The 14,025-nt window shown below is 73.8% G+C and carries 1 protein-coding gene; it reads right to left on the bottom strand.

What is annotated here, in order from left to right; all coding sequences use genetic code 11:
• Positions 1–115: 115 nt before the first annotated feature.
• Positions 116–13,840, bottom strand: a complete 13,725-nt coding sequence (locus tag ACFP1K_RS16390; protein ID WP_380753483.1) for an amino acid adenylation domain-containing protein — start codon at positions 13,838–13,840, stop codon at positions 116–118.
• Positions 13,841–14,025 lie beyond the last annotated feature (185 nt).

Genomic DNA, 14,025 nt, shown 5'->3' with positions numbered 1-14,025 from the left:
TACGGTGATCGCATTTCAAGGTGTTTTCAGTGCGCTGTCCCCACCCATGAAACGCCACTCGAAAACGAACCGTTAAAAGGCGGCCAATTGTTCGTGGCCGCCTTTTAAACGGTGCTCAGCCCTTGCCGCCGCCCATCTGCTTCATGATCGCGGCGAGGGTGGCGTCGTTGAGGTTCGCCAGCGGGAAGTCCGACGGCGTGAAGCCGCCGGCCTGCGGGTCCAGGCAGTGCTCGACCAGCTCCTTGAGCTCCCGCACGTAGTCGTTCGCGATCCGCTCGACGGTCTCGGCGCGGTGCAGACCGGCGCTGTAGTACCAGTCGAACACCATCTGCCCGTCGGCCCCCTGGGCGGCCTCGATCTGCAACACGTGCGAGCGGGTCGCGTCCGCGCCCTCGGTGGGCCCGCACAGCTCCACCGGCAGGGCACGGGCCACCAGCCCGGTCCCGGTGCCGCCCGCGTCGGCGCCGCCCATGTAGTTGAAGAGGATCCCCGGCTCGGGCAGGCCGCGCAGCCGGTCGAGCCTCGGGTCGGCGGAGTCGTCGGTGAGGTGGCGCAGGGCGCCGTAGCCGACGCCGCGGCGCGGGGTGCGGCGCAGCTGCTCCTTCACGGACTTGACCACGCCGGCCGGGTCGTCCAGGTCGGTGCTGGACAGGGTGACCGGGTAGATCGAGGTGAACCAGCCGACGGTGCGGGACAGGTCGACCTGGTCGTTGACGGGCTCGCGGCCGTGGCTCTCCAGGTCGACGGTCACCGCGCCGGTCCCGGCCCACCGGCCGAGCGCCCGCAGCAGCGCCGCGAGCAGCAGGTCGTTGCTCCGCGTGCGGTACGCCTTGTGCGCCCGGGTCAGCAGCGCCGAGGTCGCCTCGGCGTCCAGGGTGACCCGCACGGTGCGGCGGGACGCCTCGCTGTTGTCCCCCGTGCCGTCCACCGGGACCCGGAAGCCGGAGTCCAGCTGCTCCAGCCAGTAGCCGAGCTCGGCCCGCACCTCGGCCGTCCCGGCGAAGGACCGCAGCTGCTCGGCCCACTGCTTGACCGAGGTCGTCTTGGCGGGGAGCGCGCCCTTGGCGGTGCCCTTGGCGAGGATCGCCTGGTACGCCTGGCCGAGGTCGTCCAGCAGGATGGTCCAGGACACGCCGTCCATCACCAGGTGGTGGACGGTGACGCCGAGCCACCCGGGCTCGTCGCCGCGCTCGAAGTACGCCACCCGCAGCAGCGGGCCGTCGGCCAGGGACAACGACCGCTGGAGCACCGTCATCCGCTCGGTGACCAGTTCCGCGAGGCGCGGCCGGGAGAGGCCCACCGCGTCGATCACCGAGAACACCTCGGCGGTCTCCTCGGCGGCGTTCTCCTGCACCCACCCGCCACGGCCGGCGTCGTGGGCGAACCTCGTGCGCAGCGCGTCGTGGTGGGCGATCAGGGTGTCGACGGCCTGGCCGAGCACCTTCAGGTCCGCCCCCGCGGACAGTTCGAGCACGCCGGACCAGTTCCAGTGGTCGCGGTCGGCGATGTCCTGCCGGGTGAACCAGTGCTGGATCGGGGTGAGCGGCACCGGCCCGGTGACGAGGCCCTGTTCGGCGAGCACGGCGGCGGAGGCGTCGCGGACGGCCATCGCCAGCTCGCCGACGCTCTGCCGCGCGAACACGTCGGCCACGTCCAGCTGGAGCCCGGCCGCGCGGGCGCGGGCCACGATCTGGAGGCTCAGGATGGAGTCGCCGCCGAGCTCGAAGAAGTTGTCCTGGAGGCCGACGCGCTCGACGCCGAGCACCTGGGACCAGATCTCGGCGAGCACCATCTCCGCCTCGGTGCTCGGCGGCACGTAGGTCGCGCCGATCGTCGTGCCGAGCTCCGGCTCGGGCAGTGCCCGCCGGTCGACCTTCCCGTTGGCGGTCAGGGCGAAGGCCTCCACCACCATCAGCACGGCCGGGACCATGTACTCGGGGAGGCGGGCCCGCAGGAACACCCGCAGGTCGGCCACCTCGACCACGGCGCCGGGTTCGGCGACGACGTACCCGATGAGGCGCTTGCCGTTCGGGCCGTCGTCCCTGGCCACCACCACCGCGTCCTGCACGGCGGCGTGCTCGGCCAGCACGTTCTCGATCTCGCCCGGCTCGATGCGGAACCCGCGGATCTTGACCTGCTCGTCGGTACGGCCCAGGAACTCCAGAGCGCCGTCCGCCCTCCAGCGGACCCGGTCCCCGGTGCGGTACAGCCGCTCCCCGGGAAGCCCGCTCAGATGGTCGGCGATGAACCGCTCGGACGTCAGACCGGCCCGTCCCACGTAGCCCCGGGCGACGCCGACGCCGCCGACCAGCAGCTCACCGGCGACCCCGACCGGGACGAGGTTCAGCCACTGGTCGACCACGTAGACCCGGACCCCGGCCAGCGGACGGCCGACCGGCACCATCAGCCCGGCGCCGTCGACCGGCACCGCCGGGAAGCCGCCCGGCGCGGGCTCGGCGGCGGGCAGGCCGCCGGGGGTCAGCGGCATGAGCAGCGAGTCGATCGCGGCCTCGGTGACGCCGTAGACGTTCGCGGGGATCGCGGCCGGCGCGACGTCGGCCACGGCCGCCACCAGGGCCTCGTGCCGCCAGATGTCGGTGCCGGAGATCACCAGCCGCAGCTTCTCCAGGCCACCCGCCTCACGGCAGTACCCGGCCAGCTCGCGCAGCAGCGTGCCGGGCACGATCTCGGCGATCTCGATCTCGTGCTCGTCGAGCACCTGGTGCAGCTCGGCCACCGACACGAAGTCGCTCTGCGGCGTGAAGACCACCGCACGCCCGAAGCACAGGGCCCGCACGATGTCCCCCACCGAGACGTCGAACCCGGCGCCCGCCATCGACAACATCGCCCCCGGGCCGCCGAGGCGCCCGAAGACGTCCCCCCATCCGGCCACGTACCCGGCCAGGCCCCGGTGCGTCACGCCGACGCCCTTGGGACGGCCGGTCGAGCCGGAGGTGAACGCCATGTACGCCAGCCCGTCCAGCGGGACGTCCTTGCCGACGACGCGACCTTCCAGCACGCCGCCGGACGCGGCGGGCTCGAACCGGTCGGCCATCAGCACCGGCCCGGCGAACGGCGGCAGGTCCCCGGCGAGGTCCGTGCTGCTCACCAGCACCGACGCCCCGCAGTCCTCCAGCATGAAACCGAGCCGCTCCACCGGCTGCCCCACGTTCAACGGCACGTACACACCACCGCACTTCAACACCGCCATGAACGCCACCACCAGGTCCACCCCACGACCCAGCACCACACCCACCGCCACCTCGGGACCCACCCCCGACGACCGCAACCACCCCGCGAGCGACTCGGCCCGCGCGTCCAGCTCGGCGAACGTCAGCCGGTCGTCGCCGCACACCACCGCGGTCTCCCCGGGAGAGCTGCGCGCCCAGTCCGCGACCAGTTCGTGCGCGGGCACCAGCGCGTCGTCCGGCACCGGGGCCGACCGCGCCCAGGGCCCGGCGAGCAGTTCGCGTTCGCCGGGGAGCGTCACCGGCACGTCGCGCACCAGGAGCCCGGCGTCGGCCGCGACCGCGACGAGCACCCGGGCGAAGCGGTCGAGCAGCCGGTCCACCGACAGCTCGTCGAACGCCGCGGTGGAGTACTCCACCTCGACCTCAAGGCTGTCGCGCAGGTTGACCGCGAGCATCAGCGGGGAGTTGCCCTGCTCGAACGAGTCCGCGTAGGTGAAGACGCCGTGCTCGGCGAGCGCGTTCTGCGGGTAGTTGCCGAACACCATGATGCTGTCGAACAGCGCGCTGCCGCGCGGCACCGAGGAGTACCGCTGGATGTCCACCAGCGGCGTGTACTCGTAGCGCTGCACCGCGACCTGGTTGTCCTGGAGCCGGGGCAGCCACTCGGCGAACGGCACGTCCGCCGGGACGTCCACCCGCATCGGCAGGGTGTTGATGAACAGGCCGACGATCGACTCCATCCCGGCCAGCTCGGCGGGGCGCCCGGACACCGTGAGGCCGAACATCACGTCCCGCTCGCCGCTGGACCTGGACAGCAGCAGCGCCCACGCGGCCTGCACGACCGTGCCCAGGGTGACCCTGGCCCGGCGGGCGAGCTCGACCAGCCCGGCCGTCGCCTCGGCGGGCAGCTCGATCCTGCGGCGGTCCTGCGCCCAGTGGTCGGTGACCTGCCGGTCCACCGGCAGCGGCGTCGGGGCCTCGAACCCGGCCAGGTACTCCCGCCAGAACTCCTCGTCCGACCCGGAGCGCCCGTCCAGCCACGCGATGAAGTCCCGGTACGGCCGCACCGCGGGCAGCTCGGCCCGCGCGCCGCGCCGGGCCGCCTCGTAGATGTGCGTGGCCTCGTCCACCAGGATGGGCAGGCTCCAGCCGTCGGTGCAGATGTGGTGGAACGTCAGCACCAGCCAGTGCCGGTCGCCGCCCCGGCCGACCAGCGTGACCCGCATCAGCGGCGGGCGCGCCAGGTCGAAGCCGCGGTCCCGGTCGGCCTCCAGCAGCTCACGCAGCCGGACCCGCTGGGCCGCCTCGTCGCCCTCGTGCGACCAGTCGAGCGCCTCGAACGGCACCGCGGCCCGGTCGTGCACCACCTGCACCGGCTCGGCGACGCCCTCCCACAGCAGCCCGGTGCGCAGCGCGGGGTGGCGGGCCACGACGGCGTCCCACGCCTGGCGGAACGCGTCCGCGTCCAGCGCGCCGGTGTACTCGTAAAGGCCCTGGGCGAGGTAGACGCCGGACCCGGAGGGTGCCTGCAGGGCGTGGAACAGGATGCCCTGCTGGACGGGGCTCAGCGGGTACACGTCGGCCAGCTCGGCCCCGGCCTCGCGGGCCGCGGCGGCCAGGGTGTCCAGCGTGCCCTGTTCCAGGGCGGCCAGCGGGAAGTCCGACGGGGTGTGGCCACCGGCCCGGGGGGACAGGCAGTGGCCGACCAGCTCGCGCAGCGCGTCGATGTACCCCTGCGCGACCCGCTCGATGGTCCCGGGGCGGTGCAGGCCCGCGCTGAACTGCCACTCGACGGCCATCCGCCCGTCGCCGTCCTGGTACACCTCGATCTGGAGGCCGTGCGCGCGGGTCTGCCCGTCGGACCCGCAGAGCGACGCGGGGAGCCGCCGCCCGACCAGCCCGCCGGGCGCGGCGGCGTCCGCCGCGCCGATGTAGTTGAACCCGATGTACGGCTCGGGCAGCTCGCCGAGCCGCCGCGCGTCCCCGAGGTAGCGCAGCGCGCCGAAGCCGACGCCGCGTCGCGGGCTGCGCCGCAGCTGCTCCTTGACGGCCTTCAGCACCCCGGCCGGGTCGTCCAGGTCGGGGGCCGACAGCGCGACGGGGAACACGGAGGTGAACCAGCCGACGGTGCGGGAGAGGTCCACGCCCTCGGTGACGGCCTCGCGGCCGTGGCTCTCCAGGTCGATCGTCACCGACCCGGTCGCGGCCCACCGGCCGAGGGCCTGGAGCAGGCCGGCGAGCAGGACGTCGTTGATCTGGGTGCGGTACGCGCGGTGCACGCGGGTGAGCAGCGCGGAGGTCGTCTCGGCGTCCAGCCAGGTGCGCACGACCATCTCGTCGCCCTTGCCGGAGGAGCCGGGGCCGTCCATCGGCACGCTGAACGGGGACTCCAGCTGCTCCAGCCAGTAGCCGGTCTCGGCGCGGGCCTCCGGTGAGACGGCGAACTCGCGCAGCTGCTCGGCCCACTGCCGGAACGACGTGGTCTTGGCGGGCAGGGCCGCGGGGTCGCCGCCGGACTCGTACAGCCGGTGGAGGTCCTCCAGCAGGATGCTCCAGGACACGCCGTCCATCACCAGGTGGTGCACGGTGACGCCGAGCCACCCGGGCCGGTCGCCGCGCTCGAAGTAGGCCATGCGCAGCAGCGGGCCGTCGGTCAGCGACAGCGACCGCTGGAGCAGGCTCATGCGCTCGGTGACCAGCTCGGCGAGCCGCCGCTCGTCCATGCCGACGGCGTCGACCACGGAGAACAGCTCGGCGGGCTCGTCGGCGGCGTTCTCCTGCGCCCACGCGCCGCGCGCGGAGTCGTAGGCGAGGCGCATGCGCAGCGCGTCGTGGTGCGCGACCAGCGCGTCCACGGCGGCGGCCAGCGTCCCGGCGTCCACCGGGGCGGCCAGCTCGAACACGCCGGACCAGTTCCAGCGGTCCCGGTCGGCGATCGGCTGCCTGGTGAACCAGCGCTGCACCGGGGTCAGCGGCACGGGCCCGGTGACGGTGCCCTGCTCGGCCAGCACCACCACGGGGGTGTCCCGGACGGCCGTGGCCAGCTCGCGGACGCTCTGCTTGGCGAACACGTCGGCCACGTCCAGCTGGAGGCCCGCCGCGCGGGCCCTCGCCACGATCTGGAGGCTCAGGATGGAGTCGCCGCCGAGCTCGAAGAAGTTGTCCATGACGCCGACCCGCTCGACGCCGAGCACCCCCGACCAGATCCCGGCGAGGATCACCTCGGCCTCGGTGCGCGGCGGCACGTACTCGGCGCCGCTGGACGCGGCGACGTCCGGCTCGGGCAGGGCGCGACGGTCGATCTTGTCGTTGGCGGTCAGCGCGAACGCGTCCACCACCATGAACACCGACGGCACCATGTACTCCGGCAGCCGCGCCTGCATGTACGCCCGCAGGTCCGCGATCTCGACCCCGCCGGCCTCCTCGGCGGTGACGTACCCGACGAGCCGCTTGCCCGAGGGCCCGTCGGCGCGGGCGACCACGACGGCGTCGCGCACGCCGGGGTGCTCGGCCAGCACGGCCTCCACCTCACCCGGCTCGATGCGGAAGCCCCGGATCTTCACCTGCGCGTCGGTACGGCCCAGGAACTCCAGCACCCCGTCCGCCCGCCACCGCACGCGGTCCCCGGTGCGGTACAGCCGCTCCCCCGGCCGCCCGCTCAGATGGTCGGCGACGAACCGCTCGGCCGTCAGGTCCGCGCGGCCCACGTACCCGCGGCCCACACCGACCCCGCCGACCAGCAGCTCACCCGGCACCCCGGCGGGGACCAGGTTCATCCACTGGTCCACCACGAACAACGAGGTGGACACGACGGGGCGGCCGATCGGCACCACGCCGTCGCCGGTGCCGTGCCCCGACCCGAAGTCGAAGATCGAGCTGAACGTGGTGCATTCGGTGGGGCCGTAGCAGGCGACGAACCGCAGGTCGGGCAGCCGTCCCCGCACGCGCTCGCAGTGCGCCACCGACAGGGCGTCACCGCCGGTCAGCAGCAGCCGCAGGCCGTCGAACGACTCCGGCGCCGACTCCACGACCTGGTGGAAGAGCCCGGCCGTCACGTGGGCCACCGACACCTCGTGCTCACGCAGGAAGGCGCCGACGTCCACACCCTCGACCCGGCCGCCGGTGGCCATCACCAGCGACGCGCCGTTGAGCAGCGCGCCCCAGATCTCGAACGTCGACGCGTCGAACGTCACCGGCGCCAGCTGCGCCACCACGTCGCCGGGGCCGATCGCCAGCACGGGGTCCACGCACAGCCGCACCACGCCGCCGTGCGTCACCTCGACGCCCTTCGGCACGCCCGTCGAGCCGGAGGTGTACATCACGTACAGCGCGTCGCCGGGGTCCGCCGCCCCGGCGCCGAGGCCCTCGGGCACGGGCTCCACGTCGCGCACGTCGATCGTCCGCAGCCCGGCCAGCCCGGCCAGCTCGCCGGGGAGCGGCTGCCCGGCGGTCAGCACCACCTCGATGCCGGAGTCCTCGATCACGAAACGCAGCCGGGTCAGCGGCCACGACGGGTCCAGCGGGACATAGCTCGCCCCGATCCCCGCCGCCCCGAGGATCGCGGCGACGAATTCGGCGCCGCGCTCGACGAACACGCCGACCCGCGCTCCGGCGCCGGCCGCGCGCAGCGACCGCGCGACGCCGCCGGCCAGTGCGTCCAGCTCACCGTACGTGAGGTCGGTGCCGCCGCCGCGCACCGCGAGCACGTCGCGTCCGGCGGCGACCCGGCGGGCGAACATCCCGGCCAGGGACACCTCGTCCACGCCGACCCCGGAGACGCCGAGGGCCTTCACGCCGGAAAGCTCGGCGGCGCCGACCAGGCCGATCCCGCCGACCGGGGCCTCGGCGTCGGCCGCGACCGTGCTCAGCACGCCGCCGAGGCGCTCCAGCAGTCCCTCGACCGTGGCCGCGTCGAAGGCGCCGGTGGAGAACGTCATCTCGAAGCCCAGCCGTTCGCCGCCGCCGAACACCGCGACGTTCAGCGGGTAGTTGCCGAGCTCCACGTAGTCCAGCAGCTCCATGCCGGGCGCGCCGCCGCCGCCCGCCACGGACAGGCCGTCGGTCATCTGCACCACGACGATGCTGTCGAACAGCGACACCCCGCCCTGCACGGCCGAGGAGCGCTGGATGTCGACCAGCGGGGTGTACTCGTAGCGCTGGGCGGCGACCTGGTTGTCCTGGAGGGTCCGCAGCCAGTCGACGAACGGCACGCCGGCGGGGACCTCGACCCGCATCGGCAGGGTGTTGATGAACAGGCCGACGATCGACTCCATCCCGGCCAGGTCGGCGGGGCGGCCGGACACGGTCACGCCGAACACCACGTCGGGCTCGCCGCCGAAGCGGGACAGCAGCAGCGACCACGCCGCCTGCACGACCGTGCCGACCGTCACCCTGGCCCGGCGGGCGAGGTCGGTCAGCCCGGCGGTGACCTGCGGGGACAGCTCCATGCGTCGGCGGTCCTGCGCCCAGTGCTCGGTGACCTGCCGGTCCACCGGCAGCGGCGTCGGGGCCTCGAACCCGGCCAGGTAGCCGCGCCAGAACCGCTCGGCCTCGCCGAGGTCCCGCTCGGCGAGCCAGGCGATGAAGTCGCGGTACGGCCGCACCTGGGGCAGGGTGACGTGCTCGCCCTCGGAGAGGCCCTCGTACACGCGGGCCACCTCGGCCAGCAGGATGGGCAGGCTCCAGCCGTCGGTGGAGATGTGGTGCATGGTCCAGACGAGCCAGGAGCGGCCCTCGCCCCGGTCGATCAGGTGCACGCGCATCAGCGGGGGCACGGCCACGTCGAAGCCGCGGGCCCGGTCGGCGGCGAGCAGCTCGTCGAACCGCTCCCGCTGGGCGTCCTCGGGGAGCGCGGACCAGTCGAGCGCCTCGAACGGCACGATGACGTGCTCGTGCACGACCTGCACCGGCTCGGCGACACCCTCCCAGACGAACGCGGTGCGCAGCGCGGGGTGGCGGTCGACGACGACGTCCCAGGCCCGCTGGAACAGCACGGCGTCCACCCGCCGGCCGGTCAGCTCGTACAGACCCTGGGCCAGGTAGACGCCCGACCCCTCCGGGGCCTGCAACGCGTGGAACAGGATGCCCTGCTGGACGGGGGTCAGCGGGTACACGTCGGCCAGCTCGGACCCGGCCGCGCGGGCCGCGGCGGCCAGCGTGTCCAGGGCGCCCTGCTCCAGGGCGGCCAGCGGGAAGTCCGACGGGGTGTGGCCGCCGGCCTGCGGGGACAGGCAGTGCTCGACCAGCTCGCGCAGGGCGCGGGCGTACTCGGCGGCCACGCGCTGGACGGTCTCGGCGCGGTGCGTGCCCGAGCCGTAGTGCCACTCGAAGGCGAGGCGGCCGTCGTCGTCCTGGAACACCTCGATCTGGAGGCCGTGCGCCCGGGTCTGGCCGTCGGGACCGGCCCAGGCGGACGGCAGGCGGCGGGCCACGATGCCGCCGGACGAGCTGTCCAGGCCGCCGAGGTAGTTGAAGCCGACGTACGGCTCGGCCGACTCGGCGAGGCGCCGCACCCGGGGGTCGGCGGTGTCGCCGAGGTAGCGCAGCGCGCCGAAGCCGACGCCGCGCCGCGGGCTGCGCCGCAGCTGCTCCTTGACGGCCTTCAGCACGCCGGCCGGGTCGTCGAGGTCCGGTGCGGACAGCGCGACGGGGAAGATGGAGGTGAACCAGCCGACGGTCCTGGACACGTCGATGTCGGCGGCGACGGCCTCGCGGCCGTGGCTCTCCAGGTTGATGGTGACCGCGCCGGTGCCCGCCCAGCGGCCGACGGTCTGGAGCAGGGCGGCGAGCAGGACGTCGTTGATCTGGGTGCGGTAGGCCTTGTGCGCCCGGGTGAGCAGCGCCGAGGTCGTCTCGGCGTCCAGCCAGGCCCGCACCACAGCGCCGTCGTCCCCGGCCGCGGTGCCGGGGCCGTCCAGCGGCGGGCGGAACTCGTGCTCCACCTGCGCCAGCCAGTGATCGGCCTCGGCGAGGGCCTCGGCCGACGCGGCGTACTCCTGGAGCCGCCCGGCCCACTGCTGGAACGACGTCGTCTTGCGCGGCAGCGCGCCTTCGGCGGTCCCGTCGGCGGCGATCGCCCGGTAGGCGGTGCCGAGGTCGTCCAGCAGGACGTTCCACGAGACCGCGTCCATGACCAGGTGGTGCGCGGTGAGGCCGAGGACGCCCGGCCGGTCGCCGCGCTCGAAGTACACGGCGCGCAGCAGGGGGCCGTCGGCCAGCGACAGCGAGCCCTGCGCCTCGGTCATGCGCCCGGTGACCAGTTCGGCGAGGCGCGGCTCGTCCAGCCCGGCGGCGTCCGTCACCGAGAACAGCCCGGCGGGCTCGCCGGCGGCGTTCTCCTGCGTCCACTCCCCGGCGGCCTGGTCGTACCGGAAGCGGAGGCGCAGCGCGTCGTGGTGCGCGACCACGGCGTCCACGGCGCGGGCCAGCGTGGCGGCGTCGACGCCGGGGGTCAGCTCGAACACGCCGGACCAGTTCCAGTGGTCGCGGTCCGCGAGCTCCTCGGCGGCGAAACGGTGCTGGATCGGGGTGAGCGGCACGGGTCCGGTGACGGTGCCCTGCTCGGCCAGCACGGTCGCGGGGGCGTCCCGGACGGCCAGCGCCAGCTCGCCGACGCTCTGCCGCGCGAACACGTCGGCCACGTCCAGCTGGAGGCCCGCCGCGCGGGCCCTCGCCACGATCTGGAGGCTGAGGATGGAGTCGCCGCCGAGCTCGAAGAAGTTGTCGTGCAGGCCGACCCTGTCCACGCCGAGCACCTGCGACCAGATGCCCGCCAGGGTGGTCTCGGCGTCGGTGGAGGGCGCCACGTAGGTGGTCTCCACGGCCAGGCGGATGTCCGGATCGGGCAGGGCGCGGCGGTCGATCTTGTCGTTGGCGGTCAGCGCGAAGCCCTCCACCACCATGAACACCGACGGGACCATGTACTCCGGCAGCCGCCCGTGCATGTACGCGCGCAGGTCCGCGATCTCGACCCCGCCGGGCTCCTCGGCGACGACGTAGCCGACCAGCCACTTGCCCGACGGCCCGTCGGCCCTCGCGACCACGACGGCGTCGCTCACGGCGGGGTGCTCGGCCAGCACGGCCTCCACCTCACCCGGCTCGATGCGGAAGCCCCGGATCTTCACCTGCGCGTCGGTACGGCCCAGGAACTCCAGCACCCCGTCCGCCCGCCACCGCACCCGGTCACCCGTCCGGTACAGCCGCTCCCCCGGGCGCCCGCTCAAGTGGTCGGCGATGAACCGCTCGGCGGTCAGACCCGCGCGGCCCACATATCCACGGCCCACACCGATACCGCCGACCAGCAATTCGCCCGGCACCCCGGCGGGAACGAGGTTCATCCACTGGTCCACCACGAACAACGAGGTGGACACGACGGGGCGGCCGATCGGCACCACGCCGTCGCCGACCGGAAAACCCGAGCCGAAATCGAATATCGAGCTGAACGTGGTGCATTCGGTGGGGCCGTAACAGGCGACGAACCGCAGATTCGGCAGTCTCCTGCGCACCCGCTCGCAATGCCCGGCCGACAACGCGTCACCGCCGGTCAGCAACAAGCGCAAACCGTCGAAGGACTCCGGCGCCGACTCCACCACCTGATGGAACAAACCAGCCGTCACGTGCGCCACGGACACCTCGTGCTCGCGCAGGAACGCGCCGACGTCCACACCCTCGACCCGGCCGCCGGTCGCCACCACCAGCGACGCGCCATTCAGCAGCGCGCCCCAGATCTCAAAGGTCGACGCGTCGAATGACACCGGCGCCAATTGCGCCACCACATCGCCGGGGCCGATTCCGAGCACCGGGTCCACGCACAGGCGCACGACACCCCCGTGCGTCACTTCCACACCTTTGGGAACTCCGGTGGAACCCGACGTGTACATCACATAAAGAGCGTCGTCCCCCGCGGCGTTCACCGCGTCCGCGGAAATGGATCCGCCGGTGCCCGCGTCGCGCAGGTCCACCGCGCGCGCCCCGCCGGGGAGCACGCCCTCGGGCAGCGGCTGCGCGCCGGTCACCACGACGTCCACGCCGGAGTCCTCGATCACGAAACGCAGCCGGGACAGCGGCCACGACGGGTCCAGCGGGACGTAGGACGCCCCGATCCCGGCGGCCCCGAGGATCGCGGTGACGAAGTCGACGCCGCGCTCCACGAACAACCCCACGCGCACGCCCGCACGCGCGCCGGCCCCGCGCAGCAGCGCCGCCACCCCGCCCGCGCGGACGTCCAGTTCGCCGTACGTCAGCTCCACCCCGCCGCCGCGCACCGCGAGCACGTCGCGGCCCGCGGCCACCCGGCGGGCGAACATCGCGGCCAGGGACGTCTCCTCCACTCCGACGCCGGAGACACCGAGGGCGGTCACGCCGTCCACCTCGGCGGCCCCGACCAGGCCCACCGAGCCCACCGCGGCGCCGCCGTCGGCCGCCACCACGCCGAGCACCCCGGCCAGGCGCTCCAGCAGGCCCTCCACCGTCGCCGCGTCGAAGGCGGCGGCCGAGAACGTCACCTCGAACGCCAGGCACCGCCCGCCGGACACCGTCACGTTCATCGGCCGGTACTCCGGGTCGGCGTACGGGAGCACGCCGAGGCCGTACGCGTCGTCGGGCACATCGATGACGGCGCTGCCGAACAGCGGCGTGCCCGGGTCGATCTCGGAGACGGCCTGGATGTCGTCCGGCGGGGTGAACCCGTGGCGCCGCACCGCCTTGTGGATTTCGTGCACCTGACGCAGCCACGTGGTGAACGGCACGTCGGACGGGACGCGCACCCGCAGCGGCGCGGTGGTGACGAAGCTCCCCACCAGCGGTTCCATCCCGGCGGGGCGGCACGGGAGCGACAGGCCGAACACGACGTCGCTCTCGCCGCTGTGCCGGGACAGCAGCAGCGCCCACGCCGCGTGCGCCACGGTCGCGAGCGTGACGTCCGCCCGGCGGGCCAGCTCGGCCAGGGCGGCGGTGACCCGCGGCGACAGCTCGATCCTGCGGCGGTCCCGCGTGCCGTGGTCCTCGGCCTGCCGGTCGGCCGGCAGCGAGGTCGGCGCGTCGAGGCCCGCCAGGTACTCCCGCCAGAACGGCTCGGACTCGCTCCGGTTGCGCCCCACCTGCCAGGCGACCACGTCGTGATAGGGCCACACCGGGGACAGCGCGGAGATCGCGCCCCGGCGCAGCGCCGCGTACGTCAGCGCCACCTCGTCCAGCACGACGCGCAGGCTCGGGCCGTCGCACACGCCCCGGTACACCCCGCAGACCAACTGGGAGCGCTCCCCGAGGTCGATCAGGTACGCGCGCAGCAGCGGCGGGCGCGCCGGGTCGAACCCGCGCTCCCGGTCGGCGCGCAGCAGTTCCGCCAGCCGTTCCTCCCGCGCGCCGTCGTCCCCGCCGGCCAGGTCCCGCCAGTCGAGCATCTCCAGGGGCACCTCGACGCGGTCCTCGACCACCTGGATCGGCCCGCCCGCGCTGAAACCCGCCCGCAGCGCCGCGTGCCGCCCGGTCACGATCTCGAACGCGCGCCGGAACGCCGCCTCGTCCGGGCCGCCGGTGAACTCGCGGACCCCCTGCGCCCAGAACGCGCCCCTGGCCCCCGCCGGGGTGCGCTCCAGGGCGGCCGACATCGCCTGCTGCACCGGCGTCACAGGATAGGAATTCTCAGACACGATGTTCTTCCCCGGGCTAGATCGGACGAGCGGTGGCGAGATCGGCGGCGGGTGCCCAGGCCGGTAATCAAAATCTTGATTATTAACCTGACAGTGATTTCTGACTTTGCCTGACCGCCATTGTTGAGATGCCAGCGACTACGCGGCGAGTGAACGGCGGCGCCTGTCGCGGCGACCCCGTCTCG

The organism is Sphaerisporangium aureirubrum, from assembly GCF_042658925.1.
GTDB classification, from domain to species: Bacteria; Actinomycetota; Actinomycetes; order Streptosporangiales; family Streptosporangiaceae; genus Sphaerisporangium; species Sphaerisporangium aureirubrum.
Note: the sequence above shows the minus strand (reverse complement) of the source record. Positions and strands in the feature narration are given on the sequence as shown.